Source organism: Mycolicibacterium fluoranthenivorans, from assembly GCF_011758805.1.
GTDB classification, from domain to species: Bacteria; Actinomycetota; Actinomycetes; order Mycobacteriales; family Mycobacteriaceae; genus Mycobacterium; species Mycobacterium fluoranthenivorans.
In genome coordinates this window covers 1788122-1811002 of record NZ_JAANOW010000001.1, presented here as the reverse complement: position 1 = coordinate 1811002, position 22881 = coordinate 1788122, and the positions used below count along the sequence as shown (strand labels likewise).

25 protein-coding genes and 1 pseudogene are annotated in these 22881 nt (G+C 67.8%); 11 read left to right on the top strand and 15 right to left on the bottom strand.

Annotated features, from left to right (window positions below; translation table 11 throughout):
* Nucleotides 1-18: 18 nt before the first annotated feature.
* From FHU31_RS08905 to FHU31_RS08890, 4 genes are read right to left on the bottom strand one after another with little or no spacing between them, the layout of a single operon-like run.
* Nucleotides 19-693, bottom strand: coding sequence for a CoA transferase subunit B (locus FHU31_RS08905; RefSeq protein WP_167157547.1), 675 nt, complete (start codon nt 691-693; stop codon nt 19-21).
* Nucleotides 690-1466: a CoA transferase subunit A gene (locus tag FHU31_RS08900; RefSeq protein WP_167157545.1), complete on the bottom strand. Its 777-nt coding sequence runs from the start codon at nt 1464-1466 to the stop codon at nt 690-692. The genes FHU31_RS08905 and FHU31_RS08900 overlap by 4 nt, the downstream gene beginning before the upstream one ends.
* On the bottom strand, nt 1463-2215 hold the full coding sequence (gene pcaD / locus FHU31_RS08895; protein ID WP_167157543.1) for a 3-oxoadipate enol-lactonase: 753 nt from the start codon (nt 2213-2215) through the stop codon (nt 1463-1465). Before pcaD ends, FHU31_RS08900 begins: the two co-directional genes overlap by 4 nt.
* Nucleotides 2212-3423 (bottom strand): acetyl-CoA C-acetyltransferase, encoded by a 1212-nt coding sequence (locus FHU31_RS08890; RefSeq protein WP_167157541.1) that lies wholly within the window; start codon nt 3421-3423, stop codon nt 2212-2214. Before FHU31_RS08890 ends, pcaD begins: the two co-directional genes overlap by 4 nt.
* 77 nt (nt 3424-3500) lie before the next feature.
* Between FHU31_RS08890 and FHU31_RS08885 the strand changes: the two genes are divergently transcribed.
* The 3 genes from FHU31_RS08885 to whiB1 all read left to right on the top strand — a co-directional run bounded on the left by FHU31_RS08885 (nt 3501) and on the right by whiB1 (nt 5956).
* Nucleotides 3501-4388, top strand: a complete 888-nt coding sequence (locus FHU31_RS08885) for a LysR substrate-binding domain-containing protein (protein WP_167157539.1) — start codon at nt 3501-3503, stop codon at nt 4386-4388.
* A 114-nt stretch (nt 4389-4502) separates the two neighbouring features.
* Nucleotides 4503-5450 carry a diacylglycerol/lipid kinase family protein gene (locus FHU31_RS08880; protein WP_167157537.1) on the top strand — a complete coding sequence of 316 codons (948 nt, stop codon included), beginning with the start codon at nt 4503-4505 and terminating at the stop codon, nt 5448-5450.
* A gap of 251 nt (nt 5451-5701) precedes the next feature.
* On the top strand, nt 5702-5956 hold the full coding sequence (gene whiB1 / locus FHU31_RS08875; protein WP_036402183.1) for a transcriptional regulator WhiB1: 255 nt from the start codon (nt 5702-5704) through the stop codon (nt 5954-5956).
* A gap of 72 nt (nt 5957-6028) precedes the next feature.
* Here the strand turns inward: whiB1 and FHU31_RS08870 are convergent, their stop codons facing one another.
* Both FHU31_RS08870 and FHU31_RS08865 read right to left on the bottom strand, forming a co-directional pair.
* On the bottom strand, nt 6029-7537 hold the full coding sequence (locus tag FHU31_RS08870; RefSeq protein WP_090355723.1) for a two-component system sensor histidine kinase PdtaS: 1509 nt from the start codon (nt 7535-7537) through the stop codon (nt 6029-6031).
* A 12-nt stretch (nt 7538-7549) separates the two neighbouring features.
* Entirely contained in the window at nt 7550-7765 is a 216-nt protein-coding gene (locus tag FHU31_RS08865; RefSeq protein WP_090356248.1) for a biotin/lipoyl-binding carrier protein, read from the bottom strand.
* Between the two features lie 126 nt (nt 7766-7891).
* Here FHU31_RS08865 and FHU31_RS32160 point away from each other — a divergent pair, with 126 nt between their 5' ends.
* Nucleotides 7892-7984 (top strand): 50S ribosomal protein bL37, encoded by a 93-nt coding sequence (locus FHU31_RS32160; RefSeq protein ID WP_090355725.1) that lies wholly within the window; start codon nt 7892-7894, stop codon nt 7982-7984.
* Between the two features lie 64 nt (nt 7985-8048).
* On the opposite strand, the gene rsrA is transcribed toward FHU31_RS32160, so the two are convergent.
* The gene (gene rsrA, locus FHU31_RS08860) at nt 8049-8357 is read right to left on the bottom strand and encodes a mycothiol system anti-sigma-R factor (RefSeq protein WP_090355727.1); all 309 of its coding nucleotides are present in this window, start codon (nt 8355-8357) and stop codon (nt 8049-8051) included.
* Nucleotides 8354-9001, bottom strand: coding sequence for a sigma-70 family RNA polymerase sigma factor (locus FHU31_RS08855; RefSeq protein ID WP_170847192.1), 648 nt, complete (start codon nt 8999-9001; stop codon nt 8354-8356). The genes rsrA and FHU31_RS08855 overlap by 4 nt, the downstream gene beginning before the upstream one ends.
* A 207-nt stretch (nt 9002-9208) precedes the next feature.
* Between FHU31_RS08855 and FHU31_RS08850 the strand changes: the two genes are divergently transcribed.
* The 4 genes and pseudogenes from FHU31_RS08850 to chrA all read left to right on the top strand — a co-directional run bounded on the left by FHU31_RS08850 (nt 9209) and on the right by chrA (nt 12076).
* Nucleotides 9209-9700 carry a YbaK/EbsC family protein gene (locus FHU31_RS08850; protein ID WP_167157535.1) on the top strand — a complete coding sequence of 164 codons (492 nt, stop codon included), beginning with the start codon at nt 9209-9211 and terminating at the stop codon, nt 9698-9700.
* A gap of 19 nt (nt 9701-9719) precedes the next feature.
* Nucleotides 9720-10577: pseudogene (locus FHU31_RS08845) on the top strand (SDR family oxidoreductase).
* 3 nt (nt 10578-10580) lie between these two features.
* Nucleotides 10581-10907 carry a GNAT family N-acetyltransferase gene (locus tag FHU31_RS08840; protein ID WP_167157533.1) on the top strand — a complete coding sequence of 109 codons (327 nt, stop codon included), beginning with the start codon at nt 10581-10583 and terminating at the stop codon, nt 10905-10907.
* A 17-nt stretch (nt 10908-10924) separates the two neighbouring features.
* Nucleotides 10925-12076 (top strand): chromate efflux transporter, encoded by a 1152-nt coding sequence (chrA, locus tag FHU31_RS08835; RefSeq protein WP_263987916.1) that lies wholly within the window; start codon nt 10925-10927, stop codon nt 12074-12076.
* 65 nt (nt 12077-12141) lie between these two features.
* Here chrA and FHU31_RS08830 read toward each other — a convergent pair whose 3' ends face one another.
* Nucleotides 12142-12861 (bottom strand): YqjF family protein, encoded by a 720-nt coding sequence (locus FHU31_RS08830; RefSeq protein WP_167157531.1) that lies wholly within the window; start codon nt 12859-12861, stop codon nt 12142-12144.
* 27 nt (nt 12862-12888) lie between these two features.
* On the opposite strand from FHU31_RS08830, the gene FHU31_RS08825 reads away from it, so the two are divergent.
* Nucleotides 12889-13644: a class I SAM-dependent methyltransferase gene (locus tag FHU31_RS08825; RefSeq protein ID WP_167157529.1), complete on the top strand. Its 756-nt coding sequence runs from the start codon at nt 12889-12891 to the stop codon at nt 13642-13644.
* A 1-nt stretch (nt 13645) separates the two neighbouring features.
* Here FHU31_RS08825 and FHU31_RS08820 read toward each other — a convergent pair whose 3' ends face one another.
* Nucleotides 13646-15112, bottom strand: coding sequence for a DUF7782 domain-containing protein (locus FHU31_RS08820; RefSeq protein ID WP_167157527.1), 1467 nt, complete (start codon nt 15110-15112; stop codon nt 13646-13648).
* A 13-nt stretch (nt 15113-15125) separates the two neighbouring features.
* Nucleotides 15126-15884, bottom strand: a complete 759-nt coding sequence (locus tag FHU31_RS08815) for an SOS response-associated peptidase (RefSeq protein ID WP_167157525.1) — start codon at nt 15882-15884, stop codon at nt 15126-15128.
* A gap of 19 nt (nt 15885-15903) precedes the next feature.
* On the opposite strand from FHU31_RS08815, the gene aroA reads away from it, so the two are divergent.
* Nucleotides 15904-17208, top strand: a complete 1305-nt coding sequence (gene aroA / locus FHU31_RS08810; RefSeq protein ID WP_409371210.1) for a 3-phosphoshikimate 1-carboxyvinyltransferase — start codon at nt 15904-15906, stop codon at nt 17206-17208.
* 7 nt (nt 17209-17215) lie between these two features.
* Nucleotides 17216-18202 (top strand): ribosome small subunit-dependent GTPase A, encoded by a 987-nt coding sequence (gene rsgA, locus FHU31_RS08805; protein WP_167157522.1) that lies wholly within the window; start codon nt 17216-17218, stop codon nt 18200-18202.
* Nucleotides 18203-18271: 69 nt separating this feature from the next.
* Here rsgA and FHU31_RS08800 read toward each other — a convergent pair whose 3' ends face one another.
* The 4 genes from FHU31_RS08800 to FHU31_RS08785 all read right to left on the bottom strand — a co-directional run bounded on the left by FHU31_RS08800 (nt 18272) and on the right by FHU31_RS08785 (nt 22707).
* Entirely contained in the window at nt 18272-19519 is a 1248-nt protein-coding gene (locus tag FHU31_RS08800) for a fatty acid desaturase family protein (RefSeq protein WP_167157520.1), read from the bottom strand.
* Between the two features lie 71 nt (nt 19520-19590).
* Nucleotides 19591-20724 (bottom strand): ferredoxin reductase, encoded by a 1134-nt coding sequence (locus FHU31_RS08795; protein ID WP_167157519.1) that lies wholly within the window; start codon nt 20722-20724, stop codon nt 19591-19593.
* A 79-nt stretch (nt 20725-20803) separates the two neighbouring features.
* On the bottom strand, nt 20804-21298 hold the full coding sequence (locus tag FHU31_RS08790; protein WP_167157517.1) for a DUF6912 family protein: 495 nt from the start codon (nt 21296-21298) through the stop codon (nt 20804-20806).
* The gene (locus FHU31_RS08785) at nt 21298-22707 is read right to left on the bottom strand and encodes a WS/DGAT/MGAT family O-acyltransferase (RefSeq protein WP_167157515.1); all 1410 of its coding nucleotides are present in this window, start codon (nt 22705-22707) and stop codon (nt 21298-21300) included. The genes FHU31_RS08790 and FHU31_RS08785 overlap by 1 nt, the downstream gene beginning before the upstream one ends.
* Nucleotides 22708-22881 lie beyond the last annotated feature (174 nt).

Genomic DNA, 22881 nt, shown 5'->3' with positions numbered 1-22881 from the left:
GGGGCGCCCAGTGGCCAGTTAGTGCACGCTTTCCGCAGGTTTGCGCGTCATAAGTGGCCACTCGGCGTGAAGGACGGGCGCACCCGTCTTGGCAACAACGTCCTCGAGGGTGACACCGGGGGCCAGCTCGACGACCGCGAATCCGTCACCGGTCACATCGAACACGCCGAGATCGGTGATGACCTGACTGACTACACCCTTGCCGGTGAGCGGCAGGTCGCAGGCTGACACCAACTTGGCCGCACCGGATTTGGCGACGTGGTCCATCAGCACGATGACCCGGCCGGCCCCGCTGACCAGATCCATCGCACCGCCCATCCCCTTGACCATCGATCCGGGCACCATCCAGTTGGCCAGGTCGCCGTTTGCGGCGACCTGCATGCCACCCAGGACGGCGACGTCGACGTGGCCCCCGCGGATCATCGCGAAACTGGTGGCGGAGTCGAAGAACGACGCCCCCGGCACCACCGACACGGTCTGCTTGCCCGCATTGATCAGGTCGGGATCGACCTCATCGTCATAGGGGAACGGCCCGACACCGAGGATGCCGTTCTCGGCGTGCAGCGTGACATCCGAGCCTGCCGGCAGGTAGTCGGGGATCAGCGTGGGCAGCCCGATACCGAGGTTGACGTAGTCACCATCGCGCAGTTCACGAGCGGCACGAGCTGCCATCTCATCGCGGGTCCAGCTCACTGGTCGGCTCCTCGGGCTCGGATGGTGCGCTTCTCGATGTCCTTGTGGGCGGCCTGCTCCGGGGTCAACTCGACGATCCGCTTCACGAAGATGCCCGGCAGGTGGATCTCGTCAGGATGCAAGGCCCCGACCTCGACGACCTGCTCGGCCTCGACCACGGTGATCCGTCCCGCCATGGCCGCGGGTGGGTTGAAATTCCTGGCGGCGGCATGGAACTTGCAGTTGCCCGCCTTGTCGACAACTGCCGCTCGCACCAACGCATAGTCGGTGACGATGGACTCCTCCAGCACCATCTCCTTGTCGCCGAAGGTGCGTACCTCCTTGGCCGGTGACGCGAGCGCGACCGAACCGTCGCTGCGATAGCGCCACGGCAGACCCCCTTCGGCCACCAGCGTGCCCACACCGGTCGGGGTGAAGAACGCTCCGATTCCGCTGCCGCCGGCCCGCAGCCGCTCGGCCAGCGTGCCCTGCGGGGTGAGTTCCACCGTCAGCTCACCGGCCAGGTACTGCCGCGCGAATTCCTTGTTCTCGCCGACGTACGACGCGACCACCCGGCTGATCCGGCGGGCCTCGAGCAGCAGGCCCAGGCCGGCCCCGTCCACACCGCAGTTGTTGCTGACGATGGTGAGATCGCCGGCACCCTGCTCAAGCAACGCACTGATGAGAAACCAAGGGATTCCGGCCAATCCGAATCCACCGACGGCCAGGCTCGCGCCGTTCGGGATATCGGCGACCGCCTCGGCGGCCGAACCGACGACCTTGTTGAGGGTCATGACTGCTCCAGGTGATCGATGATGGCGGAGGTGATGATGGCGGGCTGTTCGGCGTTGGCCAGATGCGCGGCCTGCTCGACGACGAACAGCCGGGCACCCGGTACGGCGTCGGCGATCGAGGCGAGTACGGCGGGCGGGGTGGCGGGATCGTCGCTGCCGGCGATGGCGAGCGTCGGCGCGGCGATGCCCTGAAGTTGTTCGCGTATATCGAGTGTCGCGATGGCCTCACAGCATGCCGCGTACCCTTCGGCATCCGTGGCGGCCACCATCTGCTGCCAGTACGTGCGGTCGCCCGAGTAACCGGGACTGAACCAGCGCGCGACCACCGCCTCGGCGACCGCGACACTGCCACCGGCCCGGACGGTGGCGGCCCGGTCGATCCAGCCCTGCGCGGGCGGCAGGTGAGCCCCGGTGCACAGCAGGACCATCCGGTCGACGCGTTCGGGGTTGCGGGCCGCCAGTCGCATGGCGGTCATCCCGCCGAGTGACAGGCCCACCACATGGGCTCGCTCGATGTCGAGACGGTCCAGCAGGGCGACCAGGTCATCGGTGAGATCGTCGATCGAGTAGGGGCCGGTGGGCACCGGGGAGGCGCCGTGGCCACGGGTGTCGTAACGCACCACGGTGAAGTGCTTCTCAAGCTCGGCCACCTGGGCGTCCCACATCCGGTGGTCGGAACCCAGGGAGTTGGACAACACTACGGCCGGGCCGGACCCGGTCACGACGGCGTACACCTCGACGGCGCTCACTTGACCGCCTCGAAAACCGCTGCGAGGCCCTGTCCGCCGCCGATGCACATGGTCTCCAACACGTAGCGGGCGTCGCGGCGGCGCGCTTCGTAGGCGGCCGTGGCCAGGATCCGTGCGCCGGTGGCACCGATCGGATGGCCCAGCGAGATGCCGGACCCGTTGGGGTTCAGCCGCTCATCGAGGGCGTCGACCTTCCATTCCGCCAAGACCGCGAGCACCTGGGCGGCGAAGGCCTCGTTGAGTTCGATCAGATCGATCTCGTCGAGGGTGAGCCCGGCCCGGTCCAGCGCCGCAGCGGTGGCGGTGACCGGTCCGATCCCCATGGCCTCGGGGGCGCACCCGGTGACCGCCCAGGACCGCAGCGCCAACAGCGGTGTCAGGCCCCGCTTTTCGGCCTCCGCACGGGTGGTCACCACACACATCGCCGCGCCGTCGTTCTGCCCCGAAGCATTGCCCGCGGTGACGGTGGCCGCGGCGTCGGACTTACCGCGGATCGGCCGCAGGGCGGCGAGCTTCTCGACGGTGAGGTCGGCGCGCGGATGCTCGTCCCGGTCGATCACGGTGTCCGGCGTGCCACGCCGGCCGGGGACCGTGATCGGCACGAGTTCGTCTGCGAACAGCCCGGATTCGTGAGCGGTGACGGCGCGCTGATGCGAGCGCACGGCGAGTTCATCCTGTTCCGCACGGCCGATCCCGTATTCGCGGCGCAGGTTCTCGGCCGTCTCGATCATTCCGCCCGCGATCGGATGCGTTGCCCCGCCGGCGGTTTCCCGGGCCCGGTCCAACCGGTCGGCCAGCGTGATGCCGCCCTGCCGGACACCGGTGCGCAGGCCGAGCGCGTAATGCTCGACATTGGACATCGATTCGGCACCGCCGGCGACGATGACGCGGCCCGCGCCGGTCGCCACCTGACCGGCGGCGTAGAGCACCGCCTGCAGTCCGGAGCCGCAACGACGGTCGATCTGCAGGCCGGGCACCCCGGTGCCCAGACCCGCGTCGAGCGCCGCGATCCGCCCGATCGCCGGCGCCTCGCCGCTGGCGTACCCGTTGCCCAGGATGACGTCGTCGATATCGCCCTCACCCAGACCGGTGCGCCGGCTCAGCTCGCGCAGGGTGGCCGTGGCCAGGTCTGCGGCGGTCAGGGCCGCGAGCGCACCGCCCATCCTGCCGACCGGCGTGCGGAGCGGGTTGCAGATCACGACGTCCATGCATCCGACGTTAGGACCCCAGCGCCATATTCTGAAGTACTTAGATAAGCACTATTGATAGGTATAGAGTCTCAATTGTGGAGCTTCGTCACCTGCGCTACTTCCGCGCCGTCGCCGAACACCTGCATTTCGGCCGTGCCGCAGAAAGCCTGCACATCGCGCAGCCACCCCTGTCCCAGCAGATTCGCCAGCTCGAGACCGAGCTCGGCGTCGCCCTGCTGACCCGCACCACGCGCAGCGTCGAGCTCACTCCCGCCGGCCGGGCCTACCACGCCCGCGTCATCCGGATCCTCGACGCCGTGGACGACGCCGGCGCGCAGGCCCGCCGGATCTCCGGCGGGACCGAGGGCCAGCTCGCCATCGGCTGCGTCGGCTCGGCCACCTACTCTCTGCTGCCCAGGCTGGTGCGTGCGCTGGGCGAGTCACTGCCCGGCGTGGAGGTCAGCGTGCGCGGCGAGATGCTCGCCCCCGCACAACTGGCGGCACTGGCGGCCGGCGATATCGACCTGGCCTTGCTGCGCCCTCCGGTGCAGCAGGACGGCATTGTCACCGAGACGATCCGGCGGGACCGACTCCTGGTGGCATTGCCCGCCGAACACCCGCTGACCGTCCGCGACACCTTGGCCGTCGAGGACCTGCGCGAGGCGGATTTCATCGCCCACGCGAGCCAGGGGCGCTCGGTGATGAGCAGCGTGCTGTCCGCGGTGTGCGCCGAGGCCGGATTCGTCCCTCGGGTCCGGCACGAGGTGATGGAGACCTCGACTCTGGTCACCTTGGTGGCCGCGGGACTGGGCGTGGCGATCGTTCCCGCACCGACCGCGGCGCTCGACATCGCCGGGGTGCGCTACCTCCCGCTGGTACCGGAGAGCCTGGGCGTGGATCTGGTCGCCGCCCACCTGGGCGGCGACCGGTCCCCGCTGATCGAGAATGTGTTACGGGTACTCCACGAGCAGTCCGACCTGTAGCCGGCTCACGAGATCATCTGTGCGCCAACACAACACCCGATGGTCATGCGCCGGCTACCTGGCGTTGCCGTGGCCGCGGCGGAGTACGGCCGTTCCAGGTTAGGCTGATACCCCGTGCGTGCCGTGCTGATCGTGAACCCGAACGCTACGTCGACCACCGCCGCGGGACGTGATCTGCTGGCACACGCCCTGGAGAGCCGCACCGAGCTCAGCGTGGTGCACACCAACCACCGCGGGCACGCCATCGAGATCGGCCGGGAGGCCACCGCGGCGGGCATCGACGTGGTGATCGTGCACGGTGGTGACGGCACGGTGAACGAGGTGGTCAACGGCATCCTGGAGAACCCGGCACCCAAGACGCCCGCGGTCGGCATCGTGCCCGGCGGTTCGGCGAATGTGTTCGCCCGCTCATTGGGTATCAGCCCGGACCCGATCGAGGCGACCAACCAGCTCGTGGACCTGCTCAGCGCGCACCGCAACGGTGCCGCATGGCGCCGTATCGGCCTCATGCACTGCGGCGAGCGGTGGGGCGTGTTCACCGCGGGGATGGGCGTGGACGGAGCCGTCGTCGCCGCGGTGGAGGCGCAGCGTGAGAAGGGCCGCAAGGTCACCGCAGGGCGCTACATCCGCGTGGCGATCCGGGAAGTGCTCGCCAACGCCCGCAAGGAACCCACCCTGACCCTCGAGCTCCCGGACCGCGATCCCGTACCGGGCGTCCATTTCGTCTTCGTGTCCAACTCCAGCCCGTGGACCTACGCCAACACCCGTCCGGTCTGGACGAACCCCACCACGACCTTCGATACCGGGCTCGGCGTCTTCGCGACCACGAGCATGAACGTGTGGGCCAACCTCGGGCTGGTGCGACGGATGATCTCGGCCAAACCGGACATCAAGGCTCGCCATCTCATCCGCGAGGACGACCTGCCCTGGCTGCGGGTGACCAGCGCCACACCCGTCGACTGCCAAATTGACGGTGATTACATCGGAAAGCGGGAAACCATGACGTTCACGTCGGTCCCGGACGCTCTGGCCGTCGTGGCACCCGCGGCGAAAAAGTCCTGACCAGCGGATTTAGGAACGCCTCAAAAATTTTTGAGCGCAAGTGAGTTGAGTGTAGTACAAACGGGTAAGCGGTCAGGTAACCCGGTCGGGTAGTGACATTGCCCACGAGTTAACGCGCCGCTATTGACATCTGTTCAGCCTGTGAAAGCATCGGATGCAACAGTGCAGAAACATTTCGTGTGCACGCGTTAACAACAGCCGAAAAACAAAATTAGCGCGCTGCCGCGCGCAAACGATAAGGAGTTGGACTCATGGATTGGCGCCACAAGGCGGTCTGTCGCGACGAGGATCCGGAACTGTTCTTCCCCGTGGGAAACAGTGGGCCGGCCATCGCTCAGATCGCCGACGCGAAGCTCGTCTGCAACCGGTGTCCGGTAACCACCGAGTGCCTGAGCTGGGCACTTGAGTCGGGCCAGGACGCCGGCGTGTGGGGCGGGATGAGCGAGGACGAGCGTCGCGCGCTCAAGCGTCGCAACGCTCGCACCAAGGCCCGCAGCGGCGTCTGACGCTTCGCTCGCGAAAAGGTGTGGCTCCGCCGAAATCGGCGGAGCCACACCTTTTTTGAGCAATGATCTGTGTCACAGCTTACTGTCCAATGTGAATCTGCTGCGACGTCCGATCGGTACCCGCAACACCACATCCGTGCCACCGGTGGGGACATCGTGCATTCCCAGCGATCCGTCCAGTTCGGCCGACACCAACGTGCGAACGATCTGCAGGCCCAGCCGATCTGACTTCTCCAAGCTGAAGCCCTCCGGCAGTCCCCGCCCGTCGTCGTGCACGACGACATCCAGCCAGCGCGCGGATCGCTCCGCGCGAATCGTGACCGCGCCATACACCTGACCGTCGAACGCATGCTCCAGCGCGTTCTGGACGAGCTCGGTGATCACCATGATCAGGGCCGTCGCCCGGTCGGCGTCCAGCACGCCGAGGTCGCCTTCCCGGGTGATCCGGATGGGGCTGTCGACGGACGCGACATCGTTCATGATCGGCACGATGCGGTCCACCACCTCGTCGAGGTTGACCTCCTCGTCCACCGACATCGACAGCGCGTCGTGCACCAGGGCGATGGAAGACACCCGGCGCACCGATTCGTTGAGCGCCTCGCGGCCTTCGGCATTGTTGGTGCGACGAGCCTGCAAGCGCAGCAGTGCGGCCACCGTCTGCAGGTTGTTCTTCACCCGGTGATGGATCTCGCGGATGGTGGCGTCCTTGGACAGCAGCGCCCGGTCCCGGCGTTTGATCTCGGTGACGTCGCGGATCAGCACGGCCGCACCGGCCGCCTCACCGCCCGTGAGCAGCGGGATGGTGCGCAGCAGCACCGCCGCGCCACCGGCGTCGAGTTCCATCCGGGTGCTGGCGCCGCCGGCCACCGAGATCCGCACGTGCTTGGCGAGTTCCTGGGCCTCGAACGAGTCCATCATGAGCGGGCGGGTGATGGCGATCAGGTTGTGCCCTTCGAGCTCGGCGTTCAACCCCATCCGGTGATAGGCCGACAGCGCGTTCGGGCTGGCGAACGTGACATCCCCGTTCACGTCCAACCGGATGAACCCGTCACCCACCCGGGGGCTGGAGCGCGACATCGCGGCGTCACCGACGTTGGGAAAGGTGCCCTCGTTGAGCATGCGCAGCAGGTCACGCGCGCAGTCCAGGTAAGCCCGCTCCAACGGACTGACCTTACGGCGATCGGCCAGCGCGGTCTGATGCGTGAGCACGGCGACGACCTGATCGCGGTGCCGGACCGGGACCGCTTCCACGTTCAGCCAATTGCCGTCATGCGAGTCCGTTTCGCCGGCATCGCTTTCCCGGCCGATGGTCCCGGAGTTGAAGGCGTCCACGACGACCGGCATCGCCGGGCCGTCCTGGGTGGTGCCGACGGCATCGGTCAGCAGCACGGTGGGAGCGGTATTCGGCCGGACCTGGGCCACGCACACCAGCATTCCGTCGTCGCGGCGTACCCACATCAAGTAGTCGGCGAAGGACAGGTCCGCGAGCAACTGCCACTCCCCGACCACCGCGTGCAGGTGGTCGACGGCGTTGCCGGGCAGGACGGTGTGCTCGGCAAGCAGGTCGCCGAGAGTCGACATGGGCCGGCAGTGCTAGCTGATCACGGCGATGAGGTCGCCGGCCTGGATGACGTCGCCGACCGCGACACTGACCTCGGTGACCGTGCCCGCCACCTCGGCGAGCACCGGGATCTCCATCTTCATCGACTCCAGCAGCACCACGGTGTCGCCGGCGCCGATCTGGTCACCCTTCTTCACGACGACCTCGAGCACACTGGCCACGATTTCGGCGCGTACGTCCTCGGCCATCTTCACCCCACTCTTTCGGCGAACACTTACTAGAGGGCTCTATCGAACCACACCGTCCGATGGACGGAGCACCACCTGCGCCGTGAGACACTGGACGTAAGCGTCAACAAACACGGAGGTAGAAACATGGCCAAGCGGGGCCGCAAGAAGCGCGATCGGAAGCACACCAAGGCCAACCACGGCAAGCGGCCGAACGCAGGCTCGAAGTCAGTGCGCTGACCCACACGCATAACGAAACCGCCCGGACTCGCTGAGTCCGGGCGGTTTCGTCTGTGGGGCGAATTCAGCCCCGGATGATGGTGGTACGGCTGATCTCCAACCGCAGGCGCGCACGGAGACCGTCAGGGGCCTTTTCGCCACCGCACTTGGTGGACAGCAGCTTCTTCACCCGCTCCTCCACGCCGTAGTGGCGCAGGCAGGTCGGGCACTCGTCCAGGTGATGACGGAGCTTGTCCCGCGTCTCGGCGGTGCATTCACCGTCGAGCAGTGTCCACACCTCGGCGATCACCGCCGCACACTCGGGATGGTCGGGATCGACCGGACCCACCGGGGGTACGAACGTGTGCTCCTCGGACCGCGGGTACTCGCTCATGACGAAACCTCCTCGGTGGCCAGTCGCTCGCCACGCAGGAATCCGCGTTCGCGGGCCACATCGGCCAGCAGGTCGCGCAGCTGTTTACGGCCTCGGTGCAGTCGAGACATCACCGTCCCGATCGGGGTATCCATGATTTCCGCGATCTCCTTGTACGGGAATCCCTCGACATCGGCGTAGTAGACCGCCATGCGGAATTCCTCCGGTAATGCTTGCAGGGCATCCTTGATCTCGCTGTCCGGCAGGGCCTCCAGCGCTTCCACCTCCGCCGACCGCAAGCCCGTGGAACTGTGCTCGGCGTTCGCCGCCAGCTGCCAATCGGTGATCTCGTCGGTCGGATACTCCGCCGGCTGACGCTGCTTCTTGCGGTAGTTGTTGATGTAGGTGTTGGTCAGGATGCGGTAGAGCCACGCCTTCAAGTTCGTGCCCTCGCGGAACGACCGGAACCCTGCGTAGGCCTTGACCATGGTTTCCTGCACCAGGTCCTCGGCGTCGGCGGGGTTGCGCGTCATCCGCAACGCGCCACCGTAGAGCTGATCCAGCAGCGGGATCGCGTCGCGTTCGAAACGGGCGGTGAGTTCGGCGTCGGTCTCTTCGGTCGGGGCGGGCGCCTCGTCTATATCGGTCATCGTGACAGGACCCATCCCTTCCGTCGCGGCACGACCGAACGGCTCCAGCAGGTACACCGGGCGTTCCAGGCATGCCGTTGACACTGAAAAACTCCTTCCACGATCCTAAAGGTTGCCGCCGACAATTCCTGCCGGTGGCCGTTGCGCCCCGTCGCACCTGCAGTAACACCGGTACCCGGCTCCGTCATTCCCAGCGCTGGGACTCGGTCCTAGGCTGACGCCGTGGCACACGCAGCGACTCCCGCGATCGCGGCCCTGATCACCGCCGGCCTCCCGCACGAGATCCTGCGCTACGACCACGACCCACGAGCCGAGTCGTTCGGCGCGGAGGCTGTCGCACAACTGGCCTCCGCGCATGGTCTGCAACCAGGGCAGATCTTCAAGACTCTGGTGGTCGCGTCGGGTCGTGACCTGGCGGTCGCGGTGCTACCCGTGCCTTCGAAGCTGTCGCTGAAGGCCGCGGCCGCCGCACTCGGCCTCGCCAAGGTCACGATGGCGGACCGAACCGCGGCGGAACGCTCCACCGGCTACGTGCTGGGCGGTATCTCTCCCCTGGGCCAGCGCCGGACACTGCCGACCGTCGTCGATGCCTCCGCACTCGGCTGGGACCGGGTGCTGTGCAGTGCGGGCAAGCGCGGCTGGGATGTCGCGCTGTCGCCTCAGGATCTGATCACCGCGACCAAGGCCGTCATCGCCGACATCAGCGCCGGATAGGCGGCATAAGGTTTCAGCCATGACGCAAGCGCCACTCTCCGGGAAGACCATGTTCATCTCCGGCGCCAGCCGCGGTATCGGGCTGGCGATCGCCAAACGGGCCGCCGCCGACGGTGCCAACATCGCCCTACTCGCCAAGACCGCCGAACCGCATCCCAAACTCGAGGGCACCGTCTACACGGCCGCCAAGGAGATCGAGCAGGCCGGCGGGCAGGCCCTGCCCATCGTGGGCGATGTCCGCGACGGGGACTCGGTGGCCTCCGCGGTAGCTCAAGCGGTCGCACAGTTCGGCGGTATCGACCTGTGCGTGAACAACGCCTCGGCGATCAACCTCGGCTCCATCGAAGAGGTGCCGCTCAAGCGCTTCGACCTGATGAACGGAATCCAGATCCGCGGCACCTACGCGGTGTCCCAGGCCTGTATCCCGCATATGAAAGGCCGCGCCAATCCGCACATCCTCACCCTTTCGCCGCCCATCCGGCTGGAATCGAAGTGGCTCAAGCCGACCGCGTACATGATGGCGAAGTTCGGTATGACGCTGTGCGCGTTGGGAATCGCCGAGGAACTACGGTAGGCGGGAATCGCGTCCAACACGCTGTGGCCGCGCACGTTGGTGGCCACCGCGGCGGTGCAGAACCTGCTGGGCGGCGACGAGGCGATGGCCCGGTCGCGCACACCGCAGGTGTATTCCGATGCGGCCTACGCGATCTTCACCAAACCGGCCCGCGAATACACCGGCCAGAGCCTGCTGTGCGAGGACGTGCTGCTGGATTCCGGGGTCACCGACCTGTCGGTCTATGACTGCATCCCCGGGTCCGATCTCGGCGTCGACCTGTGGGTGGACACCCCGAATCCGCCGGGATACGTCGGGCCCTGATCCATGCAACCCACGGTCGTCAACGCCCCGCCACTGTCCCGGTTCGAGGTGTACTACGGCAGTGACCTCGCCGGCTTCGCCGAGTACCTCGACCACGAGAATCAGCGGATCTTCTTCCACACCGAGATCGGCGCCGAATTCGGCGGTAAAGGTCTGGCCAGCACGCTGATTCGCGCTGCCCTGACCGCCACCGTCGAATCGGGACTGCGGGTCGTGCCGCTGTGCCCGTTCGTGAAAAGCTTCCTGGACAAGCACGCCGAAGACGAAGCCTTCGCGGCATCGGTGGATCCGGTGACCGAGTCGGCGGTGGAACTGGTCCGCGCTCGATGACCTGAAGGGAACGACACGTGGGCGAGTCCCGGGTGCCGCTGATGACCATCGCCGGCCAGTGGGGCCGAATCGGTTGCCTGGGCTTCGGTGGGCCACCGGCCCATATCGCCCTGCTCAGGGAGCTCTGCGTGCAGCGGCGCCGGTGGCTGGACGCAGACGAGTTCGAGGACGCGATCGCCGCGATGAACCTGCTGCCGGGTCCCGCGTCGACACAGCTGGCGATCTACACCGCCTGGCGGCTACGTGGGTTCAGCGGGGCGATCGTCGGCGGTCTGGCGTTCATCCTGCCCGGGTTGTTCGTGATCCTCGCGCTCGCGGCGTTCTTTCTGTCCGGCGGCGCACCCGGCTGGGCACGCGGCGCCGCCGCCGGCGCGGGTGCCGCGGTGGCGGCGGTCGCGGTACATGCGGCCTTCGGATTGATCCCGTCGAGCTGGCAGCGCGCAGGCGTGAGCCGCTGGAACCGGGCCCGCTGGATCGGCTACTTCGCCGCCGGGGCGCTCGCCGCCGCATTGACCGGTCCGTGGCTGGTACTGGTGTTGATCGCGGCCGGCCTGCTGGAGATCACAGCCCGGGTCAGACCGTCGCGCGCCGCCGCACATGCCTGGCCGGTACTGCTGGCCGCCGCCCCGGCACTGGCCGGGATCCCGGCCCTGCTGTGGACGGCGTTCAAGGTCGGTGCGCTGTCCTACGGCGGCGGGTTCGTCATCATCCCGCTGATGCAGGACGACGCCGTGCACCAGCACCGCTGGATGACCGATGCCGAGTTCCTCAATGCCGTGGCGCTGGGCCAGCTCACCCCGGGGCCGGTGCTGCACACCGTCGCGGTGGTCGGCTACGCCGCGGCGGGGCTGGGCGGCGCACTCCTGGCCGCGCTGTTCGCCTTCGGACCGTCGTTCGTGATGGTCATCGCGGGCGGTCGGCATTTCGACGCACTGCGCGCGAACCGGTATGTGCAGGCGTTCCTGGCCGGTGCCGGGCCCGCGGTGATCGGGGCGATCACCGGGTCCGCGGTACCGCTGGCACTCGGCGCCGAACATGCTTGGCAGTTCGGCGTTCTGGCGGCGGCCGCGGTGGCCCTGCTGATCGCCCGCCGCGGGGTGGTCAGCACACTGGTCGGCGCGGCCCTGCTCGGCGTCGGCGCGTACCTGATCGGGTGGCCGGTCGGCTGACCGGTGGGTGTCAGACCGGGCGGGTGGGAGCGAAGCGACCGGGTGGGTATCTGACCGGGCGGGTGTCAGACCAGACTGGGCCGGCCGAAACGGGCACGCACCCCCGCCGAGTACAGCGCCCGCAGCCGCGGCCCCGCCACCGTGACACCGCTCGCCGGCACGAGATCGTCGTCGAGCCCGATGACCTCGGCGGCGTGCAGGGACCACGCCGGGTGTTCGTTGGGCACCCACCAGGTGTGCCCGGCCTTACGGGTGTGCGCACCCCAGCGGGCGGTCAGCCAGATCTCCAGCGGGGTCGGTTGCACCGGATCCCCGACCAGCACCTCCAGCCGGGAGCGCAGTCCCCGCCGCGGCCAGCGCCGGACACTGGCGTAGGCAATCGTGTTGTCGTGCCGGGTGACTCGCATCTGGGCCCAGGTGTAGGGCACGCCGAGCACGGCCCGGGTGAGCCCGACGACCGCGAGCCGCTCGGTCTCCAACGACCGGAACAAGACACCGTGCCGGCCGGCGTCGTCGACCGAGTACAGCCGGACGTTGGTCTCGGCGAACGCGCCGAAGTACGGCAGCGGCAACCGGTCGCCGAGTGCGCTGCACGTCATGACGAACGGCACCAGACCCACGTAGGTCAGCCCGTCCTCGAACACATCCGGACGGGTACCGGCGGGGTACAGGTGCGCGACGGAGTCCGGTTCGACGGGCCAGTGCAGGAACGTCAGGTCCCCCCAGAACTGCCCGATGAACACCGGGCGCGGCAACGGCGGCGCGGTGACGGAGAAGCCTGACACCGAGTCATCCTGACATAGGGTGACCCGGTGACGACCTGGTCCGCGGGACGGTATGAATCCGTCGCCGAACACATCGCCCCGATCGCCGCGCGCATCGTCGCAGCGCTGGGACCACTGCACGGTGCCGACGTGATCGACGTGGCCTGCGGGACCGGCAGCGCGGCGCTGGCCGCCGCCGCCGCGGGTGCGAAGGTCACCGGGGTGGACATCACGCCCGAACTGTTGGCGATCGCCGCCGCGAAACCCGGCGGTGACGCCGTGCGCTGGGTGGCCGCCGACGCCAGCGCCACCGGGCTGCCCGCTGCCGAATTCGATGCCGCCGTGTCGAATATGGGCCTCATCTTCGTCGAACCCGGCGCCATGGTCGCCGAACTGACCCGGTTGCTGCGCCCCGGCGGCGTACTCGGCTTCTCCACCTGGGTGCGCGCTGCCGACAACCCGTTCTACAACCCGATCGTGGAGGTGCTCGGGCCGCCGCCACCCGCCGCATACGGTCCCGACCAGTGGGGTGAGCCGGGCACCGCCGAGGCTCGACTGGCCGGCGATTTCACCGATATCCACGTCGAATCCGGTGTGCTCACATGGCAATTCGAATCAACCGAGCAGGCGATGCGGTTCCTCACCCGGGAATCGCCGATACACCTGTCGATCCTGGGTCAGCTCGAGGACGGGACGCGGTCCCGGCTGCTGGACGCGTTCACCTCGGCGTTCTCCGCGCACGCCGGACCCGGTGGGGTGACCTTCGATTCGCCCTATGCGGTGGTGACCGCCGTCCGACGCTGACTCAGCCTGCCTGGTAGAGGATTCCGCGGCCGATGGCCTCGCGGATCTCGGGCAGCGCGGCTTCGGCCAGCGCGTCGGCGTCGACACCGTGGTGGGTGGCCAGCAGTTGCAGCAACGTGCCGAGTGGCACCTCGCCGCGGCATCCGGCCAGCAGGGCCCGCAACACGTCGTCGACGCCGATCACCGCGGCCGGCCCGCCGGGCCTGCGCACCGCCGCACTCACCTGCTGCCAGCCTTCGGGACCGGGCAGCGACCGCTCCTCCAGAATCACCGGCGCCGTCGACAATCTCGCCGCCAGCAGGTCCGCATCGGTGGTGTCGCGCAGGTAGGCGCGGCGCGCGAAGAAGGCGTCGACTTCGGCTCCCGTGACCGGCTCGTCGAGAATTTCCTCACACGTCTGTTCCGCCTCTTCCCCGGGACGGGGCACGCGCAAGGCGATCAGCCCCATGCCGATACCGGTGACGCCCTGTTCGGCGAACCAGTCCAGCCACGCACCACCCCGCGCCGCGGCCTGCTCGGGTTCCTCACCGGCATCGGCCAGCCACAGCGAGACATAGCTGACCGGGTCGGCCAGTTCGCGCTGCACCACCCAGGCATGCAGTCCGGTGCCGGCCAGCCAACCCTGCACGCGGGGACGCCAATCCTCGCCCTGGACAATCCAATTGGCCATGACAAAGGCAGTACCGCCGGGATTCAGATGGTCGCCGATCTGTTCGACGATGGTGCGGCACAACGCATCTCCGGCCATGCCGGAGTCGCGGTAGATATAGTCCTGAGACCCGACGCCCACCACGAACGGCGGGTTCGACACGATCAGGTCGAACCGCTCCCCCGAAACCGGCTCGAACAGGCTGCCGCGCCGCAGATCCCACGTCATGCCGTTGAGACGCGCAGTAGCCGCGGCCAGCGTCAACGCCCGCTCATTGGTATCGGTCGCCACGATCTCCGTACAGTGCGCATCCAGGTGCAGGGCCTGGATGCCGCAGCCGGTGCCGAGATCGAGTGCACGTCGCGCGGGTGTGCGCACCACGGCACGGGCCAGGGACATCGAGGCGCCGCCGATACCGAGGACCTGGTCGGGCTGGACGGGCCCGCTGCGCACGGCGGCATCCTGATCGGACACCACGAGAAAGTCGCGAGCCCCGTCGGAATGGGGCCGGATGTCGAGGATCGCGCGGACGGTGTCGCCGGTGTCCTGCAGGACACCCTCGGCCGTCAGCGCCGCCAGTCCAGCGCTGGGGAACGCCGCCGCGACCCGCTCAGGGGTCTCCTGCGCACCGAGCAGGAACAGCCGCACCAACGTGGCCAGCGGCCCACCGGCCGCGTCGCAGGCACGCAATGCGGGCCACCACACGCCCCTGCCGAGTGCGGCGTGCGCGTCGGCGCCCAGCAGGTCGGCGACGCCGTCGACGGTGTAGCCGGCCGCGCGCAGGTCTGCACCGAGAGCATCGACCAGGTCGGGGGTCACAGGGCCGCCTTTCTCAAAAGAGGCCGGGTTCGGGTTCGACGGCCTCGATGAGCTCAGGGCCGTTGTTACGGACGCTGTTCACCAGCCGAGACACCTCGCGGATCTCGATGCGGTCCAGATCCCCGTGCCCGCGCAGCAGTCCCTCGTCGATGGGCGCATCGGGGTCCAGCCAGCGGTCCCAGTCGGCCTCGCTGATGGTCAAGGGCATCCGATCGTGGATATCGGACAACTGGGCGGCCGCGTCGGTGGTGATGATGGTGCAGCTCAGCAGCGGGGTGCTGTCCTTCGCCGCGTCTTTCGGCCGCCAGGTGGACCACAACCCCGCCATGAACAGCGGTTCACCGTCACCGGCGTACATGTAGAACGGTGTCTTGGTCGCCTTCTTGCCGTCCGCCGCGGGATTGGGTTTCCACTCGTACCAGCCGTCCATCGGCACCAGACAGCGCTTGCTTTTCGCCGGCCCGCGAAACGCAGGTGAGGTCGTGAGCGTCTCGGCGCGGGCATTGATCAGCAGCGGCCCCTTGGTGTCGGGGCTGCCGTCGGCATTGGACTTCGCCCAGGGTGGGACCAGTCCCCACCGCATCGACCGCAGGCGTCGGGTGGATTCGTCGTCGGGTTGGTCATGCCGTTTGACCACCGTGCTCACGGTCGTGGTGGGCGCCACGTTGTAATTGGGACCAGCATCTTTGGCGGTCTCAGCCGTCTCATCGAGAGCCTTGATTTTCTCGGCCAGCAGCGCCGGGTCGGTGGTCACCGCAAATCGCCCACACATACCAGGCAGGATAGAGGTCGTGACTGACTGGCCGGCACCGTCGACATCGGAACCCGTGAACGCCACCGTGACCGTGCCCGGGTCCAAGTCGCTGACCAACCGGGCGCTGATCCTGGCCGCGCTGGCGACGTGCCGGGGCGAGCGAAGCGACGGGGAAGAACGGCGCACCTCGACCGTGAGCGGCGCGCTGCGCAGTCGGGACACCGACCTGATGATCGGCGCCCTACAGGCGCTGGGGCTGACCATCCTCGGCGACACCGAGCTGACGGTCAGCGGGACCATCGCCCCCACGCCGGGAACCCGGATCGACTGCGGACTGGCCGGCACGGTGCTGCGGTTCGTTCCCGCGGTGGCCGCCCTGAGCACCCAGACCGTCACCTTCGACGGGGACGAGCAGGCCCGTGCCCGGCCCATTGCCCCGCTGCTGGACGGGTTACGTGGCGTCGGGGTGCGGATCGACGGCGACGGACTGCCGTTCGAGGTGCGCGGGCAGGGCGGGGCCGACGGCGGCGAGGTGTACATCGACGCCTCCGGGTCGTCGCAGTTCGTGTCGGGTCTGCTGCTGGCGGGCGCCACTTTCCGCGACGGCCTCACCGTGGTGCACACCGGCGAGTCGGTGCCGTCGGCTCCGCATATCGACATGACGGTGTCCATGCTGCGCGACGCCGGTGTGACCGTGGACGATTCGCAGCGCAACCGCTGGCGGGTCGAGCCCGGCCCGATCGCCGCGCGGCACTGGGACATCGAGCCCGACCTGTCCAACTCGGTGCCCTTCCTGGCCGCTGCGGCCGTCACCGGCGGGACGGTGCGGATCAATCGCTGGCCGGCCGTCAGCATCCAGCCCGCCGAGGTCATTCTGGGCTTGCTGGCGCTCCTGGGTGTGGAAGCGGTGCAAAAGGATTCGTATCTGGAGGTGCAGGGCGCATCGTCCTATGACGGTATCGACGTCGACCTGCACGATGTCGGTGAACTCGCCCCGTCCATGGCTGCGCTGGCCGCTCTGGCCCGCCCCGGTTCGGTGTCCACGCTGCGTGGAATCGCCCACCTGCGCGGACACGAGACCGACCGGCTGGCCGCCTTGAGCGCCGAGATCAACGGCCTGGGTGGTGACTGCGTCGAAACGCCGGACGGTTTGGTGATCACCGCCACCGCGCTGCACGGCGGAACCTGGCATTCCTATGCCGACCACCGGATGGCCACCGCCGGGGCGATCATCGGGTTGCGCGTACCCGACGTGACGGTGGAGGACATCGGGACCACCGCCAAGACGCTGCCGGACTTTCCCGGGATGTGGACCGACATGCTGCTGGACGATCAGGGATAGCCGGATCGTGAAGGCGGCCGACTATGACGAGTCCGATGTCCGGGTGCGCCCGGGCAAGGGCTCGCGGCCGCGCACCAAGAACCGCCCCGACCATGCCGACGCCGCCGAAGCGATGGTCGTCACCGTCGACCGCGGGCGATGGGGGTGCGCCCTGGACGGTGACCCGGACCGGCACGTGACCGCGATGCGGGCCCGCGAGCTGGGCCGCACCCCGATCGTCGTCGGCGACGAGGTGGACATCGTCGGCGACCTGTCCGGGCGCACCGACACGCTGGCCCGGATCGTTCGCCGCAAGGATCGGCGAACGGTGTTGCGCCGCACCGCCGATGACACCGATCCCACCGAGCGCGTGGTGGTCGCCAACGCCGACCAGCTGCTCATCGTGGTGGCACTGGCCGATCCGCCGCCACGGACCGGCTTCGTGGAACGGGCCCTGATCGCCGCGTATGCGGGTGGGCTGACGCCGATCCTCTGCCTCACCAAATCGGATCTTGCGCCGCCGGAGCCCTTCGCGGCGCAGTTCGTCGATCTCGACCTGATCGTGTTGACGGCCGGGCGCGAGGATCCGCTCGATGTGGTGGCGCCCATGCTGCAAGGTCACGTGACCGTGTTGCTGGGACATTCCGGGGTCGGCAAGTCGACTCTGGTGAATCGTCTTGTGCCCGACGCGGACCGAGCCACCGGGTCGGTGACCGGTGTCGGCAAGGGCAGGCACACCTCGACGCAGTCGATCGCGCTACCGCTGCGCGGATCCGGCTGGGTGATCGACACCCCGGGTATCCGCTCGTTCGGCCTTGCCCACATCGCGCCCGATGACGTGGTGCAGGCCTTCTCCGATCTGGCCGAGGCGGTGCAGGACTGTCCGCGCGGGTGCGGGCACATGGGGCCGCCTGCCGATCCGGAGTGCGCGCTCGACGAGTTGACCGGTCCCGCCGCCGCACGGGTGGCCGCGGCGCGGCGGCTGCTGGCGACGCTCAATGAGCCCGCATACTGAACATCTTTCGCGCACAACACAAACCCCGCCTTCCGTTGCCGGGAGGCGGGGTCTGCATGTGCTCGTGTCCTACGCGGCGCGCCTGTCCTGACGCCAGCCGCGAACCGTCGCGATGGCGGTCTTGAGTCCGCGTCGCCTACCCGTGACGGGGTCCTCGACCCCGAAACCTTCCAGCTCCGTGAACATCCGCTCGCTGCGGGTCTCCGGCGCATTGTCCGCGGTGTCGCGCAGATACTTGTTCGGCAACGACAGTTTCGCGATGGTGCGCCATGTCTTGGCGTACTGCAGCAGGAATGACCCGGTGGTGTAGGGCAGGTCGTACTTGTCACACACCGCCTGCACCCGAAGGGACACCTCGTAGAGCCGGTTGCTGGGCAGATCCGGATACAGGTGGTGCTCGATCTGGTGGCACAGGTTGCCACTCATGAAGCGCAGCACCGGACCGTTCTTGAAGTTGGCGCTGCCAAGCATCTGCCGCAGATACCACTCGCCGCGGGTCTCCCCGACCATGTCGGTCTTGGTGAACTTCTCTGCCCCGTCCGGGAAGTGACCGCAGAAGATCACCGCGTTGGCCCACACATTGCGAATCACGTTGGCCCAGAAGTTGGCTTTCGCAGTCGACTTGAAGGTCGCGGCGGGCGACAGCGAGGTGAGCGCCGGGAAGGCGACATAGTCCTTGAACAGCTGATGCCCGATCTTCACCCCGACCTCACGCAGGCGCACCATGGTCGCCTTGCGGTCGTCGCGGCCCTTGGCGATCTTGCCCAGTTCCAGGTGCTGCAGCCCGATGCCCCACTCGAACAGCATCGCCAGCACCGTGTTGTAGAGCAGATTGAAGGCGTTGAACGGCTTCCAGCGCTGGTCGCGGGTGACGCGCAGCAGGCCGTAGCCCACATCGTCGTCCATGCCGAGGATGTTCGTGTACTTGTGATGCATGAAGTTGTGCGTGAACCGCCAGTGCTTGGACGCACCGTTCATGTCCCACTCCCACGACGAGGAGTGGATCTCGGGATCGTTCATCCAATCCCACTGACCGTGCAGGACGTTGTGGCCGATCTCCATGTTCTCGATGATCTTGGCCACGCCGAGTGCGGTCGTGCCGGCCCACCAGGCCGACCGTCGCGAACTGGCCGCCAGCACGATCCGGGCGCTCACCTCAAGGGCGCGCTGCGCGGCGATGGTACGGCGGATGTAGCGCGAGTCGCGCTCACCGCGAGAGTCCTCGATGTCCTGTCGGATCGCGTCGAGTTCGACGGCGAGGCTTTCGATATCGGCGTCAGTCAGATGCGCGAACGCAGGTACGTCGGTAATAGCCACTGGTCAACCCTCCTTTGCAATTCCTACTCTAGCGTAACCTACGCTACCGTAGGTTAGCTCTTGGTTAACAGTTATACGTCGACGACGCAGTCGCCGGATGCCGCCGAGACACAGGTCTGCACCCGGGTTCCCGGCTCGTGCTCCACACCTGTCCGCAAGTCCCGGACATGGCCCTCGACAAGCCCGACGACACAGGACTGACAGATTCCCATCCGGCAGCCGAACGGCATCCGGATACCGACCTCCTCGCCGGCCTCCATCAGGGAGGTCGCCGCATCGGCTTGCACGGTTTTGCCGCTGCGTTCGAAAGTGATCTTCCCGCCGGTGCCGTGGGGAGCGGCCCGCGTTACCGCGAACCGCTCAAGATGCAGTCGCTCCCCCACACCGGCCGCGGTCCAGATGCGCTCGGCGTCGCCGAGCATGCCCTCAGGGCCGCACGCCCACACCTGACGATCACGCCAGTCGGGCACCACATCGGCCAGTCGCAGCAGGTCGAGCCGCCCCTGGGTGCGGGTGGTCCGCACGATCAGACGGTAGCTCGGGTGCGCGCGCTGCAGTTCGGCCAGTTCGGCCGCGAACAGCACGTCGGATTCGGTCGGCGCCGAATGCACGTGCACGATATCGGTGATCTGGCCGTGGCGGGCCAGCGTCCGCAGCATCGATATCACCGGGGTGATACCGGAGCCCGCGGTGAGGAAAAGCACCTGGGCCGGCGCCGGGTCGGGCATCACGAAATTGCCCTGCGGCGCGGCGAGTCGCACGATGGTGCCCGGCGTGACGCCGTCCACCAGGTGGGTGGACAGAAACCCCTCGGGCATCGCCTTCACGGTGATGCTGATGGTCCGCTTGCCCCGGCCCGGCACCGGCGCCGAGGTCAGGGAGTAGGACCGCCACCGCCACCGCCCGTCCATCAGCAGTCCGATGCCGACGTACTGACCGGGCTCGTAGTCGAAGGTGAATCCCCATCCGGGTTTGATCACCAATGTCGCCGAGTCGGGCGTCTCCCGACGCACCTCGACCACCCGGCCCCGCAATTCGCGGGCCGACCACAGCGGGTTCGCCAGCTTCAGATAGTCATCGGGTAACAGCGGCGTGGTGATCCGGCCGGCGATGGCGCGCAATGTCTTCCAATGGGGCGCCCCGGGAACCGCGGGACGGACCGTGTCAGCCACATTGGCCGAGGTCTTGACAGTGTTCTTGGCCACGCAACCTACGGTACCGTAACTTACGCTTCCGTATCTAGTACCAGCCGGTAACTTATTGCCGAAAACTACGTCGACAATGTCACAGCAGGTCGAGCAGGAACGGCAGCTCCTGGGGGGCGTACCAGGCCAGATCGTGATCCTGGGCATCCCCGACCGTGAGTTCGGCATCCTCATCGCCCAGGTCTGCCGCGTCGATGACCTCCACCGCTGCCACCACCGCCGCCTCCGCTGCGGCATTGTCCACGTACGCGGCGACGACGTCGTCGTAGCCGATCGGACCGGCCAGCCGCACCACCGCATCATCCAGATCAGGTCGCGCGGTCACATCCGCGGCGTCCGCGACGAGCACCACACGACGCGGCGGAAGGTCGCCGGTACCGCCGGCGAGCAATCGCAGCGAAGCCAGCGCCGCCTCGCCCAGGGCCACCTCGGCCAGCTCCTCGTCGTCACCGTGGGCGTACGCCTCACGCAGCGTCGGGGTGACCGCGAAAGCCGTGCCGCTGCGGGCGTGGATCATCCGCTCGGCGACCAACTGTTGCAACATCGCCAACGTGGCCGGCACATACACGCGCATCAACGGGCGGCCTCCAACAACTCGTCCAGGGACTCTCTCAACAGGGTGGGAAACACGTCCACATCGCTCATCGCGTCGCGGTCGGCGTTGATCCCGAAGTACAGCATGCCGTTGTACGACGTCACCCCGATGGCCAACACCTGATTGTTCAGCAGCGGCGGCACAGCGTAGGTCTCGACGAGCTTGGTGCCGGCGATGTACATCTGCTTCTGCGCACCCGGCACGTTCGTGATCAGCAGGTTGAACTGCCGTGCGGAGAAACTGGTCGCGACCCGGATACCCATCGCGTGCAGGGTGGGCGGCGCGAAGCCGGACAGCGTCACGATGGTGCGCGCGTCGACCAGGCTGGCCGCGGTCGAATGTGACTCGGTGGCGTGCGCGATCTGCGACAGCCGGACCACCGCGTTACCCTCCCCGATCGGCAGGTCCACCAGGAACGGGGACACTTCGCTGATCGCCTGCCCAGGCCCGGTCGAATCGATCTCGGCATCGGGATACACGGAGTTCGGTGCCATCGCGCGCACGCTCGAGGTTGCCGTGACCGGCTCACCGCGGGACAACAACCAGTTGCGCAGGGCACCCGCGACCACCGCGAGCACCACATCGTTGACATCGCAGTCGTACCGCGCCCGCAGCAACCGGTAATCCTCCAGCCGGTGGCCCGCCACCGTGAAACGCCGATTGCGCGACACCGTGGTGTTGAGCGGGCTACTGGGCGCGGTGCCCCTGGCGACCGTGCGCGCCACATCGGCCACCCGGCGCCCAACGTCGACGAGCGCGCTCGCACTGGTGGCCACCTCGGTCACCGTCGAGCGCAACGACGCCAGCTGGGCCGTCGGGCGGGTGATCCATTCGCCGAGCGCACCCAGCAGCAGCCAGGTATCGCTCGGCTCCCGGCCCGGGATCCAGATGTCCTCGCCGAATTCCGGCGCTTTCGGGGTGCGATCGGCGATCACGTGACCGATCTCGAGCGCCGACATCCCGTTCACCAGCGCCTGATGCGATTTGGTGTAGATCGCGATCCGGTTCTGGGTCAACCCCTCGATGATGTACATCTCCCACAGCGGACGGGTCTTGTCCAAGGGCCGCGAACCCAGCCGGGCGATCAGGTCGTGCAGTTGCGCGTCGCTGCCCGGCGACGGGAGCGCCGAACGCCGGATGTGATAGGTGATGTCGAACTCGCGGTCGTCGACCCACACCGGCCGGCCCAGACCGTAACTGACCTCGCGGACCTTCTGCCGATAGCGCGGGATCTGCGGCAAACGCCGCTCCACCGTCTCCAACACCGATTCGTAACTCAGCCCGGCACGCGGTTTGCGCACGATCGACAACGACCCCACGTACATCGGGGTGGCGGTGTTCTCCCGGTGGTAGAAGGCCGCATCGGATGCCGACAGCCTGGTCACCATCGCGGTGTGGCCCCTCCCCTCGCCGGATCAAGCACGAATGACCGTCAACTTAGTCGGCATCGGCTCCGCACCGCATCACGGGTGCATGGGACACCTTCGGAACCGTGCGATCATCAATATGCCTGTGCCTCTCCAGCAGCGCCCTGTCCGTGCCGTTCAGCTGGATTTGTCTTG

What these genes read in the sequence shown, in the direction of transcription:
- FHU31_RS08865 (WP_090356248.1), bottom strand. Translation starts at nt 7,765, where the DNA reads ATGGCCGAGGACGTACGCGCCGAAATCGTGGCCAGTGTGCTCGAGGTC.
- FHU31_RS08900 (WP_167157545.1), bottom strand. Translation starts at nt 1,466, where the DNA reads ATGACCCTCAACAAGGTCGTCGGTTCGGCCGCCGAGGCGGTCGCCGAT.
- FHU31_RS08790 (WP_167157517.1), bottom strand. Translation starts at nt 21,298, where the DNA reads ATGCGCGTGTATGTGCCGGCCACGTTGGCGATGTTGCAACAGTTGGTC.
- whiB1 (WP_036402183.1), top strand. Translation starts at nt 5,702, where the DNA reads ATGGATTGGCGCCACAAGGCGGTCTGTCGCGACGAGGATCCGGAACTG.
- rsrA (WP_090355727.1), bottom strand. Translation starts at nt 8,357, where the DNA reads ATGAGCGAGTACCCGCGGTCCGAGGAGCACACGTTCGTACCCCCGGTG.
- FHU31_RS08855 (WP_170847192.1), bottom strand. Translation starts at nt 9,001, where the DNA reads ATGGGTCCTGTCACGATGACCGATATAGACGAGGCGCCCGCCCCGACC.
- FHU31_RS08785 (WP_167157515.1), bottom strand. Translation starts at nt 22,707, where the DNA reads ATGGTGACCAGGCTGTCGGCATCCGATGCGGCCTTCTACCACCGGGAG.
- FHU31_RS08870 (WP_090355723.1), bottom strand. Translation starts at nt 7,537, where the DNA reads ATGTCGACTCTCGGCGACCTGCTTGCCGAGCACACCGTCCTGCCCGGC.
- FHU31_RS08815 (WP_167157525.1), bottom strand. Translation starts at nt 15,884, where the DNA reads ATGTGTGGGCGATTTGCGGTGACCACCGACCCGGCGCTGCTGGCCGAG.
- FHU31_RS08840 (WP_167157533.1), top strand. Translation starts at nt 10,581, where the DNA reads ATGCAACCCACGGTCGTCAACGCCCCGCCACTGTCCCGGTTCGAGGTG.
- FHU31_RS08890 (WP_167157541.1), bottom strand. Translation starts at nt 3,423, where the DNA reads ATGGACGTCGTGATCTGCAACCCGCTCCGCACGCCGGTCGGCAGGATG.
- FHU31_RS32160 (WP_090355725.1), top strand. Translation starts at nt 7,892, where the DNA reads ATGGCCAAGCGGGGCCGCAAGAAGCGCGATCGGAAGCACACCAAGGCC.